Consider the following 19,908-nt stretch of genomic DNA (forward strand, 5'->3'; position numbering starts at 1 on the left):
ACAAATACAAAAAGGCGGAGACAACGCAATGCACAACAACAAGAGTCACGGGTTGACCCCTTCACGCTACAGCTTGCTGGCCTCGGCCATTCTCGCGGCAACGGTGCCGATGGCCCATGCGGCCGAGATCGAGACAGGAAACCCGGACTGGACCGTTCGCCTGGACAACACCGTCAAGTACAACTACGGCGTGCGCACCGAAAGCGCCGACAAACGCCTGTTGGCCACCCCGAACAACAACGACGGTGACTACAACTTCCGCAAGGCCGGCACCAACATCACCAACCGTGTCGACCTGTTGACCGAGATGGATGTGGTCTACCAGAACCACATGGGCTTTCGCGTCAGCGCCGCCAGCTGGTACGACAAGGCCTACGAAAACGCCGGTTCCAATTCCAACCCGTTCGTCAACGGCAACGGTTCGACCTCGGGCCTGATCGCCAACGATCCGCGTCTGGCGGGCGTGACCCGTGACAACGTCGGCACCGGCAGCCCGCACCTGAGCAACTACGCCCAGCGCTATTACACCGGCCCCTCGGGCGAAATTCTCGACGCGTTCGTGTTCTACAGCACTGAAGTGGGCGAGGAGTCGATACTCAGCGTCAAGGCCGGCCAGCACAACGTGTTCTGGGGCGAGACGCTGCTCAACCCGGTGCACTCGGTCAGCTACGGTCAGTCGGGCCTTGACCTGGCCAAACTCGCCGCATCGCCGGGCACTGAAGCCAAGGAACTGTTCGTCCCGCGTAACCAGCTGTCGATGTCGTTCACCGTCAACCCGGAATTGACCGTTGGCGCCCAGTACTTCCTCGATTGGGACGAAGCGCGCCTGCCGGAAGCGGGCACCTATTACGGCGGTTCCGACCTGGTCGGTTTCGGCGCGCAGTCGTTCCTGCTCGGCAACACCAACGCGGTGGTTCCGGGCAGCCCGCTCGGTTGCGGCCTGGCGCCGTGCAACGGCTTGACCAACGTCCGTCGCGGCCATGACCTGACGCCGGACAAGCGCGGCGACTGGGGCGTCATGGCCAAGTGGTCGCCGGCCTGGCTCGATGGCACCCTCGGCGTCTACTACCGCGAAACCTCGGAAATCCTGCCGCAAGCCTGGCTCGATGCCCGTGGCGTGTCCTCGGCCAATGCCAACGGCACCCGCCCGGCCGGGCAAGTGCCTGCGGTGATCAACACCCTCAACTCGCTGAACACCGCCACCTATCAACTGGCTTACGCCGACAACATCAAGGTCGTCGGCCTGAGCCTGTCCAAGGACGTCGGCGGGGTGAGCGTGGGTTCGGACCTGAACATCCGCCACAACATGCCGCTGGCGAGTATTCCGGCGATTGTCAGCACCAACAGCCCGTTGGGCCTGGGCCAGGGGCTCGGCTTGCTGCCGGCGCGTACCGCCGCCACCGGCGTGGTGTATGACACCCCGGAAAAAGGCGACAGCATGGCCGCCACCGGCGACACCCTGCACTGGACGCTCAATGGCCTGATGACCATTGCCGATACGCCGCTGTTCGATTCCGCGACCCTGCTCGGCGAGCTGTACTACAGCAACCTGCTCAAGCTCGATAGCAAGAACGAGGCGCTCTACAAAGGCAAGGACAGCTATCGCGGCATCGACGCGCCGACCCGGGACAACTGGGGCATCGCAGTCAACTTCACACCGACCTGGTACCAGGTGTTCCCCGGCGTCGATCTCAACGCGCCGATGTCGGTCAACCTCGGTCTCGATGGCGTGTCGCCGGTCTCCGGTGGCGGTGCCAAAGACACCGGCAACTACGCCATCGGCCTCGGGGCCGTTGTGTACAACAAATACTTTGTCGACCTGAAGTACGTGGACTCCTTCGGCAAAACCGACAAGTGCAACGTCAGCGGCGTGAGCACCGGCCCGACCGGTGGCGACGGCTCCACGCCGAACGCCTTCAGCGGCAACGAAAACTACGCCTGTTACGCCGGTGGCTACTCGGCCTTCTCCGGTGGTGGTGCAACGACTGAGGACCGTGGCGCCGTTTACCTGACGATGAAAACCACTTTCTGATTCACCACTGATTTGCTCAATGCAAGCAGGAGAATAACAACATGAAATTCGCACAAACCGTGTTGGCCGTTTCGCTGGCCATGGTCCTTGCCGCCCAGGCACAGGCCGCTGTTTCAACCCAGGAAGCTGCCAAGCTGGGCACCAGCCTGACGATGGTGGGCGCCGAAAAGGCGGGGAACGCTGATGGTTCGATTCCGGCCTACAACGGTGGCCTGACCACGCCGCCCGCCAGTTTCAAATCCGGCGACAGCATGCGCCCGGACCCGTTTGCCAATGAAAAGCCGTTGCTGGTGATCGACGGCAAAAACGTCGATCAGTACAAAAACATGCTCAGCGCCACCACCGTCGAATTGGCCAAGCGCTTCCCGACGTTCCGGGTCGATGTGTTCCCGACCCACCGTACCGTCTCGCTGCCCCAAGCCATTCTGGATAACGGCGTGAAGAACGCCAGCGGTGCCAAGTCCCTGGAAAACGGGTTGGCCATCGACAATGTGCTGCCGGGCGTACCGTTCCCGATTCCACAGTCGGGCAACGAAGCGATGTGGAACTTCCTGCTGCGTTATCAGGGCGTGAGCATCAACTCCAAGTATGACTCCTGGAACGTTGACTCCGCAGGCGTGCCGAGCCTGGCGACCACCGGGCAGGCGTTCATTTCCTACCCGATCTACGAAAACCTGTCGCAGCCGATCAGCAGCGCCGACGTGTACTACCAGATGAAGCTGTCGTACACCGGCCCTGCACGCCGCGCCGGCGAAGCGGTCATGCTCAAGGACGCCGCCAACCCGCTGCAGCAACCGCGTCGCGCCTGGCAATACCTGCCGGGTCAGCGCCGGGTGAAACTGGCACCGAACCTGGCCTACGACACGCCGAACCCGGGCACAGCCGGCGCAGGCACCTACGACGACGTGTTCGTGTTCAACGGTGCGCTGGATCGCTACGACTGGAAGCTGGTGGGCAAGCAGGAAATGATCGTGCCCTACAACACCTACAAGCTGACTTACGCCCAGGATCCGAAGTCGCTGACCACCGCCAACCACCTCGCGCCGGACTTCGTGCGCTGGGAAAAACACCGCGTGTGGGTCGTCGAAGGCACCCTCAAGGCCGGTGCCCGTCACATCTACGCCAAGCGCCGCTTCTACCTCGACGAAGACAGCTGGACCGCTCTGGCCTCGGATCAATATGACGCCCGTGGTCAGCTCTATCGCGGCTCCTTCGCCTTCCTCAGCCAGAGCTACGACAAGCAGGTGCCAGACTCCACGCCTTTCATGATCTACGACCTGGTGGGCGGCTCCTACAACATCAACGGTGTCGTCGGCCCTTACGGCGGCATCAAGTACATCGACCCGCTCTCCAAGGCGCAGTGGTCGTCGGAGTCACTGGCCGGCGCCGGCATTCGCTAAGCCACGATCCACTGTGGGCGCGAGCCTGCTCGCGCCCACAGACGGCATGAACGCCAGGTACACGAAAGTGTGTCCCGGCGAGGTTTTCCGAAGAGGACGCGGTATGTGTTCGTATAAAAATTATCTGCAACTGGCGTTCGGCGTTGTGCTCGGCATCATGCAGGGCGTCACCCACGCGGCGGAATACGTCGACGTGCTGGACCTGCCCGCCAGGGTCAGTGCCTTGGCCATCAACAGCCCGTTGTCCGGCATGGCCCGCGCCGGTGAGCGCGTGATCGCCGTCGGCCAGCGCGGCCATATTGTGTTTTCCGACGACGCCGGCAAGCATTGGCAACAGGCCGCCGTGCCGGTCAGTGCCGATCTCACGGCCGTGAATTTTCCGACCACCACCCAAGGCTGGGCGGTGGGCAACGACGGCGTGGTGCTGCACAGCAGCGACGCCGGCGCAACCTGGCATAAACAGCTCGACGGTCTTCAGATCGGCGCTTTGCTGGTCGAACACTATTCGGCACTGGCCAGTGCCGAACCGGGCAACGAGCAATGGCCGTTGCGGGTCGCCGAGGGCCAACGGTTGACTGAGCAGGGTGCGGACAAACCGCTGCTCGATGTCTGGTTCGCCAACGACAAAGTCGGCTACGTGGTCGGCGTGTTCAATCTGATCCTGCGCACCGACGACGGCGGCCAGAGCTGGGCGCCATTCCAGGATCGCACCGACAACCCGCAAGGTTTCCACCTCAACGCCATCGCCTCCACCGGCGACGCCCTATACATCGCCGGCGAACAAGGCCTGTTGCTCAAATGGGTTGACAACGCCCAACGCTTCGCCGCTGTGCCGACGCCTTACCAGGGCAGCTTCTTCGGCGTACTCGGCAAACCGGGCGAAGTGCTCGTCTATGGCCTGCGCGGCAACGTCCTGCGCAGCACCGATGGCGGCCTGAACTGGACCGCACTCGAGACCGGACTGCACGTCAGCATCACCGCTGGCCTGATCGATGCGCATGGCAATTACCGCCTGTTCACCCAGGGCGGGCAGATGCTGGTCAGCCAAGGCACGGGCGCGCAAATGCGCCTGTTGCGCCAACCGGTGTCGACGCCGGTCGCCGGTGCCACCCAGTCCGCCGCGGGTGCGTTGGTGGTCGCGGGCAGCCGTGGCACCCAGACGCTAGCCCTCGAACCCTAAGAGCGAGAATCCAGACATGGGCAATATCAAACAAGACGCCATGCCGGTGATCCGCGAACTGCGGGATTTCGACCAGCACTCCGGCAACCTCCTCGAACGGTGGGTGTTCAACTATCGGCCGTTGTTCATGCTGCTGATGGCGCTGGCCACCGTGGTGCTGGGCTTCATGGCCGTAACGCGCCTGGAGCTGCGCCCCAGCTTCGAAAAAATGATTCCGCAGAGCCAGCCCTACATCCAGAATTACCTGGAAAACCGCCAGTCGTTGCGTGGCCTCGGCAACTCGGTGCGGGTGGTGGTCGAGAACACCCAAGGCGATATTTTCGACCCCGCGTACCTCGACGTACTCAAGCAGGTCAACGACCAGCTGTTCCTCACCGAAGGCGTCGACCGCGCGTGGATGAAATCCCTGTGGAGCCCCGCGGTGCGCTGGACCGAAGTCACCGAGGACGGTTTCCAGGGTGGCCCGGTGATGCCCGACACCTATTCCGGGCAACCTGAGCAGATCGAACAACTGCGCCAGAACATCTCCCGCGCCGGTCTGGTCGGCAGCCTGGTGGCCAGCGACTTCAAGTCGAGCATGTTGATCGTGCCGCTGCTGGACAAAGCCGCCGCCGGTGGCCAACCCATCAACTATCACGCGTTCTCGCAGATGCTCGAAGAGCAGCTGCGCGACAAGATCGAATACGCCGGCGACAGCGCTGCGCGTCAATCCGGGGAGGAGGGCAAGGGCCAGTACAAGGTGCGGGTGATCGGCTTCGCCAAACTGATGGGCGACCTGATCGACGGCCTGATCCAGGTGATGATGTTTTTCGGCCTGGCGGTGATCACGTCACTGGCAATCATCTACGCCTACACCCGTTGCGTGCGCAGCACTTTGCTGGTGGTCGGCTGTTCGCTGATCGCGGTGGTCTGGCAACTGGGCATCGTCGCCTGGCTCGGCTATGCCATTGACCCGTACTCGGTGCTGGTGCCGTTCCTGATCTTCGCCATCGGCGTGTCCCACGCGGCGCAGAAGATGAACGGCATCATGCAGGACATCGCCCGCGGCACCCACAAACTGATCGCCGCGCGCTACACCTTCCGCCGTCTGTTCATCGCGGGTGTCACCGCGTTGCTGGCGGATGCGGTGGGTTTTGCGGTGCTGATGCTGATCGACATTCCGGTGATCCAGGACCTGGCGATCACCGCCAGTATCGGTGTGGCCGTGTTGATCTTCACCTCGCTGCTGCTGATGCCGGTGGCGCTGTCCTATGTCGGCGTCGGTGCCAAGGCGGCCGAACGCGCGCTGAAAATCGACACCCGCGCCGAACACCACAAAGGCTTCGGCAAACTCTGGGACTTGCTCGACCGCTTCACCACGCGCAAGTGGGCCACGGGTGCCGTATTGGTCGCGGTGCTGATGGGCATCGGCGGTTTCATGGTCAGCCTCAACCTGAAGATCGGCGACCTCGAAAGTGGCGCGCCGGAGCTGCGTGCCGACTCGCGCTACAACCGCGACAACGCCTACATCACCCAGCATTACGCGCTGTCCAGCGACCTGTTCGCGGTGATGATCAAGACCGCGCCGGAGGGCTGCCTGAACTACAAGACGTTGGTGCTTGCCGATCGTCTGGCCTGGGAGCTGCAGCAGTATCCGGGCGTGCAGGCAACGACTTCGCTGGTCAACGCCGTGCGCCAGATCACCGCCGGCACTTATGAAGGCAACCCCAAGCTCAACAGCATCCAGCGTAACCAGGACGTGCTCAACTACGCCGCGCAGCAAGCCTCGGTCAACTCGCCGGAGCTGTTCAACAACAACTGCTCGCTGATGCCAGTGATCACCTTCCTCAAGGATCACAAGGCTGAAACCCTGGACGCGGTGGTGGCCATCGCCGACCAGTTCGCCAAGGAAAACAGCACTGAAGATCGTCAGTTCCTGCTGGCGGCTGGCAGCGCTGGCATCGAAGCGGCGACCAACATCGTCGTGCGCGAAGCCAACCGCACCATGCTGCTGTACGTCTACGCGGCGGTGACGCTGTTCTGCCTGATCACCTTCCGCAGCTGGCGCGCCACGCTGGTGGCGCTGTTGCCGCTGGTGCTGACTTCGATCCTCTGCGAAGCGCTGATGGTCGCCATGGGCATCGGCGTGAAAGTCGCGACCTTGCCTGTGATTGCCCTCGGCGTGGGGATCGGCGTCGACTACGCCTTGTACCTGCTCAGCGTGCAATTGCACTTCCAGCGTCAGGGCTTGCCGCTGTCCCAGGCCTACCGCAATGCGGTGTCGTTCACTGGCCGGGTGGTCGGGCTGGTGGGCATCACTCTCGCCGCGGGCGTGGTGTGCTGGGTCTGGTCGCCGATCAAGTTCCAGGCCGACATGGGCATCCTGCTGACCTTCATGTTCCTGTGGAACATGCTCGGCGCGCTGATCCTGATTCCGGCGCTGTCGTACTTCCTGCTGCGTGAACGGGTGCCGCAAACCGCACCCGTCACGCCCGCCGAAACCACCGAATCCACTGAACGTCCGGGTGTGCCTCATGCCCTGACCACTTCCGAGTAAGCCCACAATGTCTGACTACAAAGCTCCTTTGCGCGACATGCGCTTCGTACTCAACGAGGTTTTCCAGGTGTCCCGGCTGTGGGCCAAATTGCCCGGCCTGGCGGACGTGATCGATGAAGAAACCGCCGCCGCGATCCTCGAAGAGGCCGGCAAGATCAGCGCTGAAGTGGTCGCGCCACTGAACCGCGCCAGCGACGAACAGGGCTGCACCTGGAACAACGGCGCGGTCAGCGCCGCGGAGGGTTTCATCGCCGCGTATCAAGCGTTTGCCGAAGGTGGCTGGGTCGGCGTCGGCGGTGATCCGCAGTTCGGCGGCATGGGCATGCCCAAGGCGATTTCGGCGCAGGTTGAAGAGATGGTCAACTCGGCCAGCCTGTCGTTCGGCCTGTACCCGATGCTCACGGCGGGCGCCTGCCTGTCGATCAACGCCCACGCCAGCGAAGCGCTGAAAACCAAGTACCTGCCAAACCTGTACGCCGGCACCTGGACCGGCTCGATGTGCCTGACCGAAGCCCATGCCGGCACTGACTTGGGCATGATCCGCACCCGCGCCGAGCCGCAGGCGGACGGCAGCTACAAGGTCAGCGGCAGCAAGATTTTCATCACCGGTGGCGAGCACGACCTGACCGAAAACATCATCCATCTGGTGCTGGCGCGTCTGCCCGATGCACCGGCAGGCCCGAAAGGCATTTCGCTTTTCCTGGTGCCCAAGGTGCTGGTCAACGACGACGGCTCACTGGGCGAACGCAACGCGCTGTCTTGCGGTTCCATCGAGCACAAAATGGGCATCAAGGCTTCCGCCACCTGCGTGATGAATTTCGACGGCGCGACGGGCTGGATCGTCGACGCCCCGAACAAAGGCTTGGCGGCAATGTTCACCATGATGAATTACGAGCGCCTGGGCGTGGGCATTCAAGGCCTGGCGCAGGGCGAGCGTTCGTATCAGAACGCCGTCGAATACGCCCGTGATCGCCTGCAAAGCCGTGCGCCGAGCGGTGCGCAGCTCAAGGAAAAAGCCGCCGACCCGATCATCGTCCACCCCGATGTGCGCCGCATGCTGCTGACCATGAAAGCCCTGAACGAAGGCGGTCGCGCGTTCTCCAGCTACGTGGCCCTGCAACTGGACACCGCCAAATACAGCGAAGACGCCGTCGTGCGTAACCGCGCGCAAGAACTGGTGTCGCTGCTGACGCCGGTGGCCAAGGCCTTCCTCACCGACATGGGCCTGGAGACCACCCTGCACGGTCAGATGATTTTCGGTGGCCACGGCTACATCCGCGAGTGGGGCCAGGAGCAACTGGTACGTGACGTGCGCATCACGCAGATCTACGAAGGCACCAACGGCATCCAGTCCCTCGACCTGGTCGGGCGCAAAATCGTCGGCAGCGGCGGGGCGCTCTACCGCTTGTTCGCCTCGGAGATCCGCAACTTCACCGCCAATGCCTGTGCTGACCTCGGCGAGTTCACCCGGCCGTTGAACGCCGCCGTCGACACCCTCGACGAACTGACTTCGTGGCTGCTCGACCGCGCCCAAAGCAACCCGAATGAAATCGGCGCGGCTTCGGTCGACTACCTGCACGTGTTCGGCTACACCGCCTACGCGTACCTGTGGGCACGCATGGCCAAGGCGGCCATGAGCACCCCTTCCACGGACGACTTCTACGTCAGCAAACTGGCCACCGCGCGCTTCTACTTCGCCCGCTTGTTGCCGCGTATTCACTCGTTGAGCGCCTCGGCCAAGGCGGGCAGCGAATGCCTGTTCGCCCTGCAAGCCGAGCAGTTCTGACCGGACAAGGACCCCCCTCATGATGGCGACAAAAATAATTCCACCCGCCGACGGCGCCTATGCCTACCCGCTGCTGATCAAGCAATTGCTGCTGTCCGGCGTGCGCTACGAGCCGGGACGGGAAATCGTCTACGCCGACAAACTGCGCTACAGCTACCAGACGCTCAATAAACGCATCCGCCGCCTGGCCAACGCGCTGACGGCGGCCGGGGTCAAGGCCGGCGATACCGTGGCCTTGCTCGACTGGGACAGCCACCGCTACCTGGAATGCTTCTTCGCCGTACCGATGATCGGCGCGGTGCTGCACACGGTGAACATTCGCCTGTCGCCGGAGCAGGTGCTCTACACCATGAACCACGCCGAGGATGATCTGGTGCTGGTGCATGATGATTTCCTGCCGCTGGTTGAACAGATTCACGGGCGGCTGACCACGGTGAAAGGCTTCCTCCAGCTGACCGATGACACGCCTGCCGCGACGTCTTTGCCGGTGCTGGGCGAGTATGAAAACCTGCTGTCCGAGGCGTCCGACCAGTACGACTTCCCCGACTTCGACGAGCACTCGGTGGCGACCCTGTTCTACACCACCGGCACCACCGGCGACCCGAAAGGCGTGTACTTCAGCCATCGCCAATTGGTCCTGCACACCCTGAATGCCGTCGGCACCCTGGGCGTTTATCAGGGCCAGCCACTGTTGCGCTCCGACGACGTGTACATGCCGATCACACCGATGTTCCACGTGCATGCGTGGGGCGTGCCGTATGTCGCCACCCTGATGGGCATCAAGCAGGTCTATCCCGGCCGCTACGAACCCAACAGCCTGGTGCGTCTGTATCGCAAAGAGAAGGTCACGTTCTCCCACTGCGTGCCGACCATTTTGCAGATGATCCTCCACTGCGAAGAGGGCAAGGCGACCCGTTTCGACGGCTGGAAAATGCTCCTTGGCGGCAGCGCCCTGACCCTCGGCATGGCCAGCGAAGCCAGCGCCAAAGGCATGCTGGTGCACGCCGGTTACGGCATGTCGGAAACCTGCCCGTTGCTGTGCCTGACCTACCTGCGCGACGAAGACCTCGCGCTGCCCCGCGAAGCCCAATTGCCGATCCGCATCAAGACCGGCACGACGGTGCCGATGGTCGACCTGAAAATCATCGACGCCAACGGGAGCGACGTCGCCCACGACGGCGAGTCCCTCGGCGAAATCGTGGTGCGCGCACCGTGGCTGACCCAAGGTTATTTGAAAGACAAGGACAAGGGCGCCGAACTCTGGCACAACGGCTGGCTGCACACGGGCGACATGGCTTCGATAGATGAATTGGGCGGTGTGGAAATCAAGGACCGCATCAAGGACGTGATCAAGACCGGTGGCGAGTGGATCAGCTCCCTGGAACTGGAAAGCCTGATCAGCGAACACCCGGCGGTGATGTCGGTCGCGGTGGTGGGCATCGTCGACGAACAGTGGGGCGAACGCCCGATGGCGATGGTCGTCAGCGAGCCGGGTCAATTCCTGGACCGCAAGATCCTGGAGACCCACCTGCAAGCCTTCGTCGACGGCGGGCGCATCAACAAATGGGCGATCCCCAAGCAATTCAAGTTCGTCGCCGAAATCCCCAAAACCAGCGTCGGCAAAATCAACAAAAAACTGATCCGCGAAAGCGAAGCGAACTAGGCGCTACATCCTCGGCCGTGGCAGGGTCGAGGGCATGCGTTGTTGCGGCGGGATGATCCTGCCACTGTCACTGTTCATGGGCGGCCTCGCCTGGTCGTCCTGGCTGGAATCATGGCAGGACGATCCGCCGAGGGCCACGGCCACCGCGAGCAGGAGCGGCGCGAACAAGTGCTTGGACATGGGGGATTCTCCGGTGCCGGGTCATTGCAGCTTAATCGCTGTTGCGCCGATGCCACGGTCCGTTGGTCCGGCCATCGTTGTCCCATTCCTGTGCCAAGCTGTTGGGATGCCCATTCGCCTGCCGCCCACAGGAAGCCCATGACATGAAACTCGTCCATACGTCGCACATCCGTCGAGAGTTTTACAAAGCCGTTGGTTATTACCTTCGAATCGTCTGGCCGATCCTCTCCACCATGCTGGTGGTCATCGTCGCGTTCGGCCTGATCATCAGCTACCTGGAAGGCTGGGCCCCGTTCGATGGCATTTACTTCGGCTTCGTGACCGGCCTGACCATCGGCTATGGCGAACTCGTGCCGAAGCTGGCGCTGTCGCGGCTGCTGGCAATATTGCTCGGGTTCAACGGCGTGCTGTTGACTGCAATTTTTGCGGCGATCAGCGTGCGGGCGATCGAGACTGCCGTGCGGGTAACAGGCGCAGACAAGTAAAGCAGGCCGAATGCCACGAAGTCGTGGTTAGATGCGGGTTTTGACCCCATAGGGAATGACCCATGATCGACTTCAACAACAAAGGCTTCTTCAAGCTCAAGCAAAACGACGAATACGCCGAACGCGTGACCGCCCTGTTGCTGGATGGCGAGCACGTCATCGACTCCTATAAATCCATGCGCGACGGCGTGGTGTTCACCAACAAACGCATCATCGCCGTCAACGTGCAGGGCCTCACGGGCAGCAAGAAAGACTTCACCTCGTTGCCGTACAAAAACATCGTGGCGTACTCGGTGGAAACCTCGGGCACGTTCGATCTGGATTCCGAGCTGGAAATCTACTTTTCATCGCTGGGCAAAGTGAAATTCGAATTCACCGGCAAGACCTCGATGGTCGAAGTTTCCAAACTGATCTCCCAACACTTGCTCTGAACTGAGCAGGACACACCCAACCTGTAGGAGCCGGCTTGCTGGCGATAGCGGACACAAGGCCAACACAGATATCGCCTGACAAACCGCCATCGCCAGCAAGCCGGCTCCTACAGTTGTGGTTTTTTTGTCGCTACCAACCCGCCCCACTCACCGCCGCCTGCACCAACGGATGCAAATCCGCCCCTTTATGCTCCACCTGCCACGCCAGCAATTCCTTGCGCATGCTCGGCGCCCAGAACATCTGCAGGTGATTGCGCACGCTGAGCACCGCCTGTTCCTGGTCCGGTTGGGTGGCGAAGAATTGGGCGATCTGGTTGGCCATCTTGATCAGGTTGTCCATGCTCATCGGCGCACCTCCGCTTTATCGCCACGGGCGTGGCGGCGATCCTTGAGCAAACGGTCCTGTTCGTCGCTGAACGCCTGGAAGCGCTTCTGCCATTCCGAAGGGTGATACACGCGGCTGACTTCCACGGCCGTGACCTTGTACTCCGGACAGTTGGTCGCCCAGTCGGAGTTGTCGGTGGTGATCACGTTGGCCCCCGATTCCGGGAAGTGGAACGTGGTGTACACCACGCCCGGCGCGACCCGTTCGGTAATCCGCGCCCGCAGCACAGTCTGTCCGGCGCGGCTGCCGATGCCGACCCAATCACCTTCATTGATGCCACGGCTTTCGGCGTCGGTCGGATGGATTTCCAGCCGGTCTTCATCATGCCAGGCAACGTTCTCGGTGCGCCGTGTCTGCGCCCCCACGTTGTACTGACTGAGGATGCGCCCAGTGGTCAGCAACAGCGGATAACGACTGTTGACCTTCTCCTCGGTAGGCACATACCCGGTGAGCATGAAACGCCCCTTACCGCGCACGAACTCCTCGATGTGCATGGTCGGCGTGCCGTCCGGCGCCGCCGCGTTGCACGGCCATTGCAGGCTGCCGTGACGCTCCAGTTCGGCGTAACTGACGTTGGTGAACGTCGGCGTCAGGCTGGCGATTTCATCCATGATTTCTGACGGATGCTTGTAGTGCATCGGATAGCCCAGAGCATTGGCCAGCGCCACCGTGCCTTCCCAGTCGGCCTTGCCACCCAGTGGTTCCATCACCTTGCGCACCCGCGAGATGCGTCGCTCGGCGTTGGTGAAGGTGCCGTCTTTTTCGAGGAACGAGCTGCCCGGCAAAAACACATGGGCGAACTTGGCGGTTTCGTTGAGGAAAATATCCTGCACCACGATGCATTCCATGGCCGACAGGGCCGCGGTGACGTGCTGGGTATTCGGATCGCTCTGGGCGATGTCCTCACCCTGGCAATACAGGCCTTTGAAACTGCCGCCCAACGCCGCTTCGAACATGTTGGGAATGCGCAGGCCCGGCTCGGATTGCAGGGTGACGTTCCACGCCTGTTCAAATTGAGTCCGTACCGCTTGGTTGGAAATATGCCGGTAGCCGGGTAATTCATGGGGGAAGGAGCCCATGTCACAGGAGCCCTGAACGTTGTTCTGCCCCCGCAGCGGGTTCACGCCCACGCCCTCACGGCCGATGTTGCCGGTGGCCATGGCCAGGTTGGCAATGCCCATGACGGCGGTGCTGCCCTGACTGTGCTCAGTCACCCCGAGCCCGTAATAAATCGCCGCATTACCGCCAGTGGCATACAAACGCGCAGCGGCACGGATGTCGGCAGCGGGCACACCGCAGATCGCGCCCAGCACTTCTGGCGAATTTTCCGGCCGGCTGACGAACGCGCGCCAATTGGCGAAATCACTGCCCTCGCAACGGGCGTCGATAAAGGCCTGATTGAGCAAGCCTTCGGTGACGATCACATGGGCCAAAGCATTGAGCATGGCGACGTTGGTACCGGGGCGCAGGGCCAGGTGATATTCAGCGCGGGCGTGCACCGAATCCACCAGATCAATGCGTCGCGGATCGATCACAATCAGCCGCGCCCCTTCACGCAAGCGGCGCTTGAGCTGAGAGGCAAACACCGGGTGCGCATCGCTGGGGTTGGCGCCCATCACCAGAATCACATCGGCCTGCATCACCGAATCGAAACTCTGAGTGCCGGCGGATTCGCCCAACGTCTGCTTCAAACCATAACCCGTCGGCGAGTGGCAAACCCGCGCACAGGTGTCGACGTTGTTGTTGCCGAACGCCGCACGCACCAGTTTTTGCACCAGATAGGTTTCCTCGTTGGTGCAGCGGCTGGAAGTGATCCCGCCAATCGAATCGCGGCCATACTTCTGCTGCAACCGACGGAATTCGCTGGCGGCGTAGGTCAGCGCTTCATCCCAGCTGACTTCCTGCCACGGGTCGTGAATGTGTTTGCGGATCATCGGCTTGGTAATGCGATCCGGGTGCGTGGCGTAGCCCCAGGCAAAGCGGCCTTTGACGCAAGAGTGGCCGTGGTTGGCCTGGCCGTTCTTGTCCGGCACCATGCGCACCAGTTGGTCGCCTTTCATCTCGGCACGGAACGAGCAGCCCACGCCGCAATAGGCACAGGTGGTGATCACGCTGCGCTCGGGCTGGCCCAGTTCGACCACGCTTTTTTCCATCAGGGTCGCGGTGGGGCAGGCCTGCACACAGGCGCCGCAGGACACGCATTCCGAATCGAGGAAGTCATCCCCACCGGCAGCGGCCACCCGGGATTCAAACCCGCGCCCGGTAATGGTCAGGGCAAAAGTGCCCTGGGTTTCTTCGCAGGCACGTACGCAACGGTTGCAGACGATGCACTTGCTTGGGTCGTAGTCGAAATACGGGTTGGACGTGTCCTTCACATCGGCCAGATGGTTGTCGCCTTCATAGCCATAACGCACTTCCCGCAGGCCGACCTGGCCGGCCACGGTTTGCAGCTCGCAGTTGCCGTTGGCCGAACAGGTCAGGCAGTCCAACGGGTGATCGGAAATGTACAACTCCATGACATTGCGCCGCAGGGTCGCGAGCTTCGGCGTCTGGGTGTGCACGGTCATGCCTTCGGTGACCGGCGTGGTGCAAGACGCGGGATAACCACGCATGCCGTCGATCTCCACCAGGCACATGCGGCAGGAGCCGAAGGCTTCCAGGCTGTCGGTGGCGCAGAGTTTGGGAATGGTGGTACCCAGCAGCGCGGCGGCGCGCATCACCGAAGTGCCTTCGGGCACGCTGATGCTGCGGCCGTCGATGTTCAAGGTAACTTGCACGTCGCTGTCGCGGGCCGGGGTGCCCAGATCGATATCGGTTTTCGGGTCGAAGAGAGTAATCATTGCTCGGCCTCCGAGGCTTGCAGACCGAAGTCGGCAGGGAAGTACTTGAGGGCGCTGACCACCGGGAAGGGGGCCATGCCGCCCAGCGCGCACAGCGAACCGTATTGCATCGTGTCGCACAGGTCCTTGAGGATGATCGCCTGTTCATCGCGACCACCCTGGTCCGGCGCGGCCAGCATTCGGTCGATCACCTCGACGCCGCGAGTCGAACCGATGCGGCACGGTGTGCACTTGCCACAGGATTCCTCGGCGCAGAACTGCAAGGCGAAGCGCGCCATCTGAGCCATGTCCAGTGTGTCGTCCGCCACCACCACACCACCGTGCCCCAGCATGGCGCCGATACCGGCGAAAGCCTCGTAATCCAGTGGCGTGTCGAATTGCGACGGCGGTACCCAGGCGCCGAGCGGGCCACCCACTTGCGCGGCCTTCAGCGGCCGGCCACTGGCGGTCCCGCCGCCGTAGTCTTCCACCAGTTCCCGCAGGGTCAGGCCAAAGGCCCGTTCCACCAGACCGCCGTGACGAATGTTGCCCGCCAACTGGAAAGGCATGGTGCCCAGGGAACGGCCCATGCCGTAGTCACGATAGAACTGCGCGCCCTTGGCCAGAATCAACGGCACCGAGGCCAGGGTCAGCACGTTGTGCACCAGCGTCGGCTGGCCAAACAGGCCCTTCAAGGCAGGAATCGGCGGCTTGGCGCGGACCACCCCGCGTTTGCCTTCCAGCGAATCCAGCAACGCGGTTTCCTCACCGCAGATGTACGCACCGGCACCGACCCGCACGTCCATATCGAAGGCCAGGCCGCTGCCGCCGACGTTGGCGCCGAGGTAACCGTTCGACCGGGCAATCTCTAGCGCGTTGCGCAGGATGGCCACGGCATCCGGATACTCCGAGCGCACATAAATGTAGCCGTAGGTGGCGCCGACGGTAATGCCCGCGATGGCCATACCTTCGATCAGCAGGAAAGGGTCGCCCTCCATCAACATGCGGTCGGCGAAAGTGCCGGAGTCGCCTTCGTCGGCGTTGCACACGATGTACTTCTGCGCCGCTTCGGTCGCGCGCACCGTGCGCCATTTGATCCCGGCGGGGAAGGCCGCGCCGCCACGGCCACGCAGGCCCGAATCGAACACCTCAGTCGCAGTCTGTTCGCCACCGATTGCGATGGCTCTTTTCAAACCCTCGAAACCGCCATGATCCCGGTAATCGTCGATGTGCAGTGGCTGGGTGATGCCAGCGCGGGCGAACAACAGGCGCTGCTGAGTTTTCAGATAGGGCAACTCTTCCACCAGGCCCAAGGCCAGTGGATGAGAAGACGGGTCGCCTTTGAGCGCTTCGAGCACAGACGGCACATCAGCATCTGTCAGCGGACCGAAGCCGAAACGGCCTTGCGGCGTGTCCACTTCCAGCAGTGGTTCCAGCCAGTAAAGGCCCCGCGAGCTGGTGCGTTTTATCTCCAGCGGCACAACGCGTCCCCGGGCATGGGTGATAAGGGCTACCACAACTTCTTCTGCACCCACGGCACGGGCGACCGAATCACCAGACACATAGAAAGCTGGCATCACGCGTCCTCCCGGCAAGCATCAAGCAACGCATCCAGCCGCTCGGCACTGAGCCGCGCATGCACCTGCCCATCCAGTTCCAACGCCGGCGAACAGGCACAGGCCCCCAGGCAATACACCGGCCGCAAACTGATGCTGCCATCGGCGCTGCTGCCGTGATCGTCCAGTTGCAGACGCTCGCGCAACTGCGCAGCGAGCTCCTCGGCACCACGGCTCTTGCACGACTCGGCCCGGCACAAACGCAGAATGTGCCGAGCGGGCGGGGCGGTACGGAAGTCATGGTAAAAACTGATCACCCCGCGCACCTCGGCCTGACTCTGGTTCAGCGCGTGGGCAATCTCGGGGACGGCAGTATCGGGGATGTACCCGATGCGTTCCTGAATATCATGAAGAATGGGCAACAGCGCACCCGCAGAGCCTTTGTGGCGCTCCAGCAGGCTGTTGACCACAGACAGGTGCAAACTCTCATCAGGCATTCAGCAATCCTCACGGTCACGGACAAACCAGAAGGTCGTCGGTCGTCCGAAAGTGTCGGCTGCGGCATTCACACCACGTCACGGTATCGTGGCATTGTCAGGCCGATGGCCAGGGCACCCTTGGCGGGCATCTTGTTGTGCCCGACGCAGTCTTCGCCGCGCCTCTACCGGGCATAAAGGGCAGCTTGCCACGCCGCTATTGATCGAACTGCACCAAAACGACGTGTTCGGTTCTGCCTACGACTATCCATTCAGTCTAGATGAGTGCCGCGTGGGGCGTTCATTCACTGGCCAAATGCCCGGAGGGCGTGTCGAGAGGGATGTATAGCAAGCATTACAGGTGAGAAGAAGCATCAGAACCATGGGCATTCTACGGAGCAGATGCGATGAGGCATTCCCTGTGTGCGAGCCTGCTCGCGAATGCACCAGCCCAGCCACCATCAATGCTGAATCAGTTACCTGGCGATACCTGCTCAGTCGGAGTGAAGAAACAACAAAACCGTGGGCATTCTACGGAGCAGATGCGATGAGGTATTCCCTGTGGGAGCGAGCCTGCTCGCGAAGGCGTCAGACCAGCCACCACCCATACTGAAACTGTCCCCCAAACCCACTCCAATGGTTAGTGAGTGGAAACGTCCTACATCCAACTGCCAAAACAGAGTCGGAAACATCTGATTCTGTTTTTTGGCGATGTCTGAATGAGTCAACGCTGATCCCGAATGGCGTAGATTTCCTGCTCCTTTAAAAAGACAAACAACCCACTGCCAAGGAGCGGTTTTATGGCGTTTGACGCTTTTATCAAGATTGAAGGTATTCCGGGCGAAGCGCTGGACGAAAAATACCGTAACTGGATCGAAGTGAGTGGCTACAGCTTTAGCACTTATCAAAGCACCTCAGCCACCGCCAGCTCTGCCGGTGGCGCTACCGCCGGCCGGACAACCCTGAGCCATTTCACGTTTACCAAAACGCTGGACAAATCCAGCTGCAAACTGATGGAAGCCAGTTGCGCCGGTGAGCACCTGAAAGAGGTCACCTTGGTGCTTAGTCGGGCGGGTACCGACAAGCTCAAGTACTACGAGATTGTGCTAGAGGAAGTCATCATCGCCGATTACACGCAAAATGCCGCAGTCGGCATTCCCGTTGAAATCGTGCAACTGAATTACGGCCGCATTAAAACCGTGTACACCCAGCAAAAACGCAGCGATGGTGCAGGCGGCGGCAACATCGCGGGTGGCTGGGATCGCATTAGTAATAAAAGATATTCGTGAGGCGTAGATGACAGAGCCTCTAGCGTTTATCAACTCACGAACCCAGTCTTTCGAATCCCTCAAGGCCGAACTGCGACTGACCGGCATTGCAAGAAGCAAGTTTGATGCACTCAACAGCCATATCGCCAATACTGCGGTGTTGGCGGGTGAATTAGTGATCATCGGTGATGTGACGACCTCATCCAGTACCCATCAAGAGGCGTACTTGATGAGCAAAGCCAGGGATATTCACATCGCCCTGCTGACTAATCAGGTCGACGCCGACGACTTCTTTCTCGACAACTTCGAACTGCTGCAGGAGGTACTCGACTATGGCGCTATCGGCGCCGGGGCTGTCAGTGATGGGTGGAGCAAATACATGGCCGCGATCAAGGCAACGCTAGAGGAGATCGAACAGGCCCATGAGAACTATCTGCGCAGCGGATCTATTACAGCCAGAGACAGGTTCTACAGCGAACGCGCCAGGTTATTCATCAAGTTGGAGAAACAGCTGGACAATGTTGCCTCTTACGGCTCGGGATTGCGTTCCCAAGGTTCGATCAAACGAATGTTGGGAATTTCGACCAAAAGGTACATGAGTACTGGCGAGATTGCCGGCTATGCGCAGAAGGTCAGTGGCGTGGCCAGGGCGGCGAAGTTGATCAAGCGAGGAGTTTATATCGGCACTGCCCTGAGTTTTGCCTCCGCCGGGCTGAAGATTAAGCAGGCATGTACGTTGGGGCGGGAGGATGAGTGTACGAAGGCGAAGTATGTTGAGGGTTCTTCTCTGGTTCTTAGTTTAGCTGGTGGCAGCGGTGGGGGATTACTTGGCGGTCTCGCAGCTTCGTACGGATGTATAGCGATATTGGGTTTGACTACTGGAGGCGGCGGCGCACTGGTGTGCAGCGTAATAGGAGGGGTAGTGGGAAGTAAGGAAGGCGAAAAGCTCGGGAGTGCAGCAGGTGAAAAATTCGGTGAGTTTATTTACGGAGAATTGATGTAATGAGTTCGGTTTCTTTGGGACTCCTAGGATTTTTCATTGGTATGCCACTGATAATTATCCTCGTGTGGCTAATTTATATGGTTCATGTCTATACGGAAAAAGCAGAGGCACTGCTGTCAAACAGTGGTTTTGTAAAAGCTAATTTCAAAGCATTTGATCAAGCTGGCTTATTGGGGAAAGCTATGCGCAATGGCTTCATTACTTTGGTGTTGATAAATCCAGATCTTTTGGCGAAAAGGGGGCTTGTTAATCTGAGTGAGGTCAAAGAATTTCCAAGAAGAATAAAGCGAATTTTGGTTGTTTCATGGGGGTTGTGTTTCCTGTTTACGAGTGCTCTTATGGTTCTAGGGTTTTACATTGAGTATGTTGATAAGTCGGCTGGTGTATAGGTGTTGTTACGATATTTGGTGAGTGAAAGTAAAGTTGTTTGCTGTTTGCTTTTATTGTGTTTGGGGGGGGGCTTTGTGAGGTGAATTAATTAAGAGGGGTGATTGGCATGATTTTTTATAAATTCCTGCTGTGTCGTACTCAAGATGGTCAGATATGTTTTATAAAAAGTCGCTGGGTGGGTATTAGTCCGAGCGTATAGGCCTTCGAGGCGTGGGTGGATTCGGTTGAGCTGTTACAGAGGCAGGATGGTCTAAGCATTATTTGCCGTTAGCGTAAGTCCAGAGACGCTAGCTTCATGACGAATTGGAGCAAATTTAG

Annotated in this window: 15 protein-coding genes; 11 read left to right on the forward strand and 4 right to left on the reverse strand. The window is 60.7% G+C overall.

Features of this window, described 5'->3' with window-relative positions; translation table 11 throughout:
- The first annotated feature begins 28 nt into the window (after positions 1–28).
- The 8 genes from BVK86_RS11555 (at position 29) to BVK86_RS11590 (ending at position 11,693) form a co-directional block, all read left to right on the forward strand.
- Positions 29–2,032 (forward strand): DUF1302 domain-containing protein, encoded by a 2,004-nt coding sequence (locus BVK86_RS11555; RefSeq protein ID WP_075946571.1) that lies wholly within the window; start codon positions 29–31, stop codon positions 2,030–2,032.
- Positions 2,033–2,073: 41 nt separating this feature from the next.
- Positions 2,074–3,432, forward strand: a complete 1,359-nt coding sequence (locus BVK86_RS11560) for a DUF1329 domain-containing protein (RefSeq protein WP_075946572.1) — start codon at positions 2,074–2,076, stop codon at positions 3,430–3,432.
- Positions 3,433–3,535: 103 nt separating this feature from the next.
- On the forward strand, positions 3,536–4,612 hold the full coding sequence (locus BVK86_RS11565; RefSeq protein ID WP_075946573.1) for a WD40/YVTN/BNR-like repeat-containing protein: 1,077 nt from the start codon (positions 3,536–3,538) through the stop codon (positions 4,610–4,612).
- Between the two features lie 16 nt (positions 4,613–4,628).
- Positions 4,629–7,148: an efflux RND transporter permease subunit gene (locus BVK86_RS11570; RefSeq protein WP_075946574.1), complete on the forward strand. Its 2,520-nt coding sequence runs from the start codon at positions 4,629–4,631 to the stop codon at positions 7,146–7,148.
- 7 nt (positions 7,149–7,155) lie between these two features.
- A complete protein-coding gene (locus BVK86_RS11575) occupies positions 7,156–8,934 on the forward strand; it encodes an acyl-CoA dehydrogenase C-terminal domain-containing protein (RefSeq protein ID WP_075946575.1) in 1,779 nt (592 codons plus the stop codon).
- Positions 8,935–8,953: 19 nt separating this feature from the next.
- Entirely contained in the window at positions 8,954–10,597 is a 1,644-nt protein-coding gene (locus BVK86_RS11580; protein ID WP_075946576.1) for a fatty acid--CoA ligase, read from the forward strand.
- Between the two features lie 323 nt (positions 10,598–10,920).
- Positions 10,921–11,262, forward strand: coding sequence for a potassium channel family protein (locus BVK86_RS11585; RefSeq protein ID WP_075946577.1), 342 nt, complete (start codon positions 10,921–10,923; stop codon positions 11,260–11,262).
- Between the two features lie 62 nt (positions 11,263–11,324).
- The gene (locus BVK86_RS11590; protein ID WP_075946578.1) at positions 11,325–11,693 is read left to right on the forward strand and encodes a PH domain-containing protein; all 369 of its coding nucleotides are present in this window, start codon (positions 11,325–11,327) and stop codon (positions 11,691–11,693) included.
- A 130-nt stretch (positions 11,694–11,823) separates the two neighbouring features.
- Here the strand turns inward: BVK86_RS11590 and BVK86_RS11595 are convergent, their stop codons facing one another.
- The 4 genes from BVK86_RS11595 to BVK86_RS11610 are packed head-to-tail and all read right to left on the reverse strand — an operon-like array spanning position 11,824 to position 16,950.
- Positions 11,824–12,039 carry a formate dehydrogenase subunit delta gene (locus BVK86_RS11595; RefSeq protein WP_075946579.1) on the reverse strand — a complete coding sequence of 72 codons (216 nt, stop codon included), beginning with the start codon at positions 12,037–12,039 and terminating at the stop codon, positions 11,824–11,826.
- Positions 12,036–14,918 carry a formate dehydrogenase subunit alpha gene (gene fdhF, locus BVK86_RS11600; RefSeq protein ID WP_075946580.1) on the reverse strand — a complete coding sequence of 961 codons (2,883 nt, stop codon included), beginning with the start codon at positions 14,916–14,918 and terminating at the stop codon, positions 12,036–12,038. Before fdhF ends, BVK86_RS11595 begins: the two co-directional genes overlap by 4 nt.
- Positions 14,915–16,474 (reverse strand): formate dehydrogenase beta subunit, encoded by a 1,560-nt coding sequence (locus BVK86_RS11605; RefSeq protein WP_075946581.1) that lies wholly within the window; start codon positions 16,472–16,474, stop codon positions 14,915–14,917. Before BVK86_RS11605 ends, fdhF begins: the two co-directional genes overlap by 4 nt.
- The gene (locus tag BVK86_RS11610; protein WP_075946582.1) at positions 16,474–16,950 is read right to left on the reverse strand and encodes a formate dehydrogenase subunit gamma; all 477 of its coding nucleotides are present in this window, start codon (positions 16,948–16,950) and stop codon (positions 16,474–16,476) included. The genes BVK86_RS11605 and BVK86_RS11610 overlap by 1 nt, the downstream gene beginning before the upstream one ends.
- Positions 16,951–17,729: 779 nt before the next feature.
- On the opposite strand from BVK86_RS11610, the gene BVK86_RS11615 reads away from it, so the two are divergent.
- The 3 genes from BVK86_RS11615 to BVK86_RS11625 are packed head-to-tail and all read left to right on the forward strand — an operon-like array spanning position 17,730 to position 19,589.
- Positions 17,730–18,218 carry an Hcp family type VI secretion system effector gene (locus BVK86_RS11615; protein ID WP_075946583.1) on the forward strand — a complete coding sequence of 163 codons (489 nt, stop codon included), beginning with the start codon at positions 17,730–17,732 and terminating at the stop codon, positions 18,216–18,218.
- A 7-nt stretch (positions 18,219–18,225) separates the two neighbouring features.
- Positions 18,226–19,200, forward strand: a complete 975-nt coding sequence (locus BVK86_RS11620; protein ID WP_075946584.1) for a hypothetical protein — start codon at positions 18,226–18,228, stop codon at positions 19,198–19,200.
- Positions 19,200–19,589, forward strand: coding sequence for a hypothetical protein (locus tag BVK86_RS11625; protein ID WP_075946585.1), 390 nt, complete (start codon positions 19,200–19,202; stop codon positions 19,587–19,589). The genes BVK86_RS11620 and BVK86_RS11625 overlap by 1 nt, the downstream gene beginning before the upstream one ends.
- Positions 19,590–19,908 lie beyond the last annotated feature (319 nt).

It is taken from the genome of Pseudomonas reinekei, from assembly GCF_001945365.1.
Lineage (GTDB): Bacteria > Pseudomonadota > Gammaproteobacteria > Pseudomonadales > Pseudomonadaceae > Aquipseudomonas > Aquipseudomonas reinekei.

What these genes read in the sequence shown, in the direction of transcription:
- BVK86_RS11555 (WP_075946571.1), top strand. Translation starts at nt 29, where the DNA reads ATGCACAACAACAAGAGTCACGGGTTGACCCCTTCACGCTACAGCTTG.
- BVK86_RS11560 (WP_075946572.1), top strand. Translation starts at nt 2,074, where the DNA reads ATGAAATTCGCACAAACCGTGTTGGCCGTTTCGCTGGCCATGGTCCTT.
- BVK86_RS11565 (WP_075946573.1), top strand. Translation starts at nt 3,536, where the DNA reads ATGTGTTCGTATAAAAATTATCTGCAACTGGCGTTCGGCGTTGTGCTC.
- BVK86_RS11570 (WP_075946574.1), top strand. Translation starts at nt 4,629, where the DNA reads ATGGGCAATATCAAACAAGACGCCATGCCGGTGATCCGCGAACTGCGG.
- BVK86_RS11575 (WP_075946575.1), top strand. Translation starts at nt 7,156, where the DNA reads ATGTCTGACTACAAAGCTCCTTTGCGCGACATGCGCTTCGTACTCAAC.
- BVK86_RS11580 (WP_075946576.1), top strand. Translation starts at nt 8,954, where the DNA reads ATGATGGCGACAAAAATAATTCCACCCGCCGACGGCGCCTATGCCTAC.
- BVK86_RS11585 (WP_075946577.1), top strand. Translation starts at nt 10,921, where the DNA reads ATGAAACTCGTCCATACGTCGCACATCCGTCGAGAGTTTTACAAAGCC.
- BVK86_RS11590 (WP_075946578.1), top strand. Translation starts at nt 11,325, where the DNA reads ATGATCGACTTCAACAACAAAGGCTTCTTCAAGCTCAAGCAAAACGAC.
- BVK86_RS11595 (WP_075946579.1), bottom strand. Translation starts at nt 12,039, where the DNA reads ATGAGCATGGACAACCTGATCAAGATGGCCAACCAGATCGCCCAATTC.
- fdhF (WP_075946580.1), bottom strand. Translation starts at nt 14,918, where the DNA reads ATGATTACTCTCTTCGACCCGAAAACCGATATCGATCTGGGCACCCCG.
- BVK86_RS11605 (WP_075946581.1), bottom strand. Translation starts at nt 16,474, where the DNA reads ATGCCAGCTTTCTATGTGTCTGGTGATTCGGTCGCCCGTGCCGTGGGT.
- BVK86_RS11610 (WP_075946582.1), bottom strand. Translation starts at nt 16,950, where the DNA reads ATGCCTGATGAGAGTTTGCACCTGTCTGTGGTCAACAGCCTGCTGGAG.
- BVK86_RS11615 (WP_075946583.1), top strand. Translation starts at nt 17,730, where the DNA reads ATGGCGTTTGACGCTTTTATCAAGATTGAAGGTATTCCGGGCGAAGCG.
- BVK86_RS11620 (WP_075946584.1), top strand. Translation starts at nt 18,226, where the DNA reads ATGACAGAGCCTCTAGCGTTTATCAACTCACGAACCCAGTCTTTCGAA.
- BVK86_RS11625 (WP_075946585.1), top strand. Translation starts at nt 19,200, where the DNA reads ATGAGTTCGGTTTCTTTGGGACTCCTAGGATTTTTCATTGGTATGCCA.